3 protein-coding genes are annotated in these 2,803 nt (G+C 44.3%); all 3 read right to left on the reverse strand.

All coding sequences use genetic code 11. The annotated features are described in order from the left end of the window. Positions 1–167 precede the first annotated feature (167 nt). Entirely contained in the window at positions 168–1,259 is a 1,092-nt protein-coding gene (locus tag GF401_09935; protein ID MBD3345368.1) for a glycosyltransferase, read from the reverse strand. Between the two features lie 23 nt (positions 1,260–1,282). After that, positions 1,283–2,215, reverse strand: a complete 933-nt coding sequence (locus GF401_09940) for a polysaccharide deacetylase family protein (protein MBD3345369.1) — start codon at positions 2,213–2,215, stop codon at positions 1,283–1,285. 199 nt (positions 2,216–2,414) lie between these two features. Beyond that, positions 2,415–2,753 carry a hypothetical protein gene (locus tag GF401_09945; GenBank protein MBD3345370.1) on the reverse strand — a complete coding sequence of 113 codons (339 nt, stop codon included), beginning with the start codon at positions 2,751–2,753 and terminating at the stop codon, positions 2,415–2,417. Positions 2,754–2,803 lie beyond the last annotated feature (50 nt).

Raw genomic sequence — 2,803 nt, forward strand, 5'->3', positions numbered from 1 at the left:
CCTCAGCGATGTCCATAATCAGTGGGATGCCATACGCTTTTCAATCGACATAGTAAAAAATCCTGCGATCGTTCCCCACGGGCTTTAAATTCGGGTCCCTGAATGCTCCCCCGATGCTATGCTCCGTGTCTATGGTTATGAATACAGTCGTTTTATGTGGCATCACATCACCGTTGCAATGAGCACAACAGAGGCACTAGCGCTCGCCTGATATGATCCCATGAATAGCGGTCGCATTCCGCCAGTCCATTCCGAGTAAGCGATCGGCCCAACTCCGGGTTCTCCAGAATACGGACAATTTGATCTGCCAAGCCTCGACAATCGCCTACATCAACCAAAATGCCTGTAATCCCATCCTGGATCATATGGGGAATACCACCAGCATTGGTCGTGACGATGGCCAATCCACTGGCGAATGCTTCCAGAATAGTGCCGGGCAGATTATCCGTCGTCGAGGCATTGCCTAAAATATCGTATTCTTTATATAATTTTTGCATTTGGCTGTGGTTGACTTCTCCGTAAAACGTCACCTGATCTTCCAATCCGAATTCTTTGACCAGACATTTCAACTTATCCTTCTGAGTGCCGATACCCGCGATTCCAAGCACAGCATCGAGATACCGCGCTTGTACGAGTTGAAAAGCCCGAATCACGCATCCCACGTCGTATATTTCTTCCAGGCTTCGGGTCACCAAAAGCCTTGGCCGAAAACACTTTCTTTCTATAAAACCAAATTGTTTTAAATCTGCGATATTGGGAACGACCACCACTTGAATGCCATAATGCTTCCAAAATACATCTTGCAGATAGCCTGAAGGAGTTGTGATGGCATCGGCTTGTAGCAATATTTTTTTTACAAGCACCCCATACCGCTGAAAGAATTCACCTGCTCCTCCGCCTCTGGCGCTAATGACGATTTTCTTACCGTATATTCGGGCCATCACAATGGCGGGAAATGTCACCCAGAAAAAAAAATTCAAGAATCCACTCAAAATATAGACTGTATCTGTTTTTCTCAGCGCCTTGTCGAGATGGATTAGGAATGCGGTCAAATTCCATAAGGTCCTCAAAAACGGAACTTTTTTTAGCTTACCCGGGAGAGGCTGGTTGGTACGGACCGTGGCGACATTCAAACCATCTTTCCTCAGGCAATCCATGAGTTTTTCTGCCTGAACCGCCATGCCCCCTTGCGGAGGCGGGAAGGGGGAAACCAGGCAAATGTTTTTGAGATTGAGGCATATATCTCTGTTCACTGACATGGTTTTTTCGAAAACGCCCTCCCCTACCGTCTATTGGTCAGCAGCGGATCGAGCCAACCGGTCGTTTCCAACAGGTGCATGCCAACAGGTATTAGAGACCGAAGACCATAAAAATCGGATACATTCCTCCGAGCCAGCGTAAAGCGATTGCAATCTCTGCGATTACTGCTGAACTTAGTAGTAACGGCATACGAATAGCCTGCCTGTTGAACCATGCGAACATGGTTCGTCTTATAGCTGCCGCGAGGATAGGAGAAGCCCTTCACTGTTGCTTTAATTCTTCTTTCAAGAATCAATTTGGAAAGGAATATCTCCTTTTTTGCTGTATCACTAGACAGGTCGGTAAGCGGAATATGGGAAATACAGTGAGATCCGATCGAAAACCCTTCCATTGAGAGTCGATTGAGTTCGGCCCAAGACATGAGCTGACGCCTTCCACTATATGGCCCGAAGTGGGATTTCATTTTTCCTAAGAATCGCTCCCGATCCTTGTCACTATACCAATTGAGATGCCTGACTAGGTTTCTTGGAAGGTTGATCCTTTGATCTTTAGGATCATGATCTATCATATGGCTCAATTTTGAATCTACACTTTTTAGCCATGATCGAAAGCCATCAACGTTATTCCGATAAACCTCATAAAGATAGTCCCACCAATATGGCTCTTCCCGATCAATTTGCTGTACCGGCACGAAGAACGTAGCTGGGAGGCCGAATCGCTTTAAAATCGGCACCGCCACTTCGAAATTATCACGATAGCCGTCATCAAATGTCAAGCACAGAAATCTTCCATTTTTTGAGCTATCACCATCAATCACAGGAATAATTTGATTCAACCCTATGATCGTGTAGAATTTTCTAAGGTAATTAATCAACCTCGAAAAAGTTTTTAAGGACAACGCCATCGGTGGAATAAAATAAGGTTGTTCATCCGCAACGATACGATGGAATGCCAATATTTCTAGTCTTAATCCGATATCATCCTCCAGAAAATGGTAATCGTTTTTGATCCGAAATTATCCAACGATTTCAAGGGCACTTGGGGAAACCCGCTTCATACATAGCCTTAAGTCCTCCAATAACAGCAAACGCTTTTCTGCCATGTTTGATGAACCAAGCTGCCACCCGGGCGCTGTTTGTTTCATCCGGTCAATCTCAGTAGCACAGAACGATGTTTTCTTTTGGGACCTTTTTGGTGTTTATTCTGGTTATTTGATGCGGCATCACTTTTATTGCACCACAAACATGGCTTTTTTCGAATGGAATGTTTGCTGGCGTACCAATAATTAAAACTTTTACCCCGTTTAAAACTAGTGAGAAGGCTAATTGTGCATCAATTCTTGGAACATTGTGAAAATGACGTTGGGTCCATGGGATGTTTTCAGCACCAGAGCTTGCTAGTGTAAACAGGAATATGAGCAGAATAAAGCTTGTGATACATAGCGTCTTATTAAGCTTCGTAGCCGAAATATTCTTACTTAATCGAGTCTTCATTTCAGAATCCTTATCGCTTTGAGTTTAATCTTTTACCCCCAAATTTTTAG

The organism is Chitinivibrionales bacterium (genome assembly GCA_014728215.1).
Lineage (GTDB): Bacteria > Fibrobacterota > Chitinivibrionia > Chitinivibrionales > WJKA01 > WJKA01.

Coding starts and splice junctions, on each gene's coding strand:
- GF401_09935 (MBD3345368.1), bottom strand. CDS start 1,259: ATGTCAGTGAACAGAGATATATGCCTCAATCTCAAAAACATTTGCCTG.
- GF401_09945 (MBD3345370.1), bottom strand. CDS start 2,753: ATGAAGACTCGATTAAGTAAGAATATTTCGGCTACGAAGCTTAATAAG.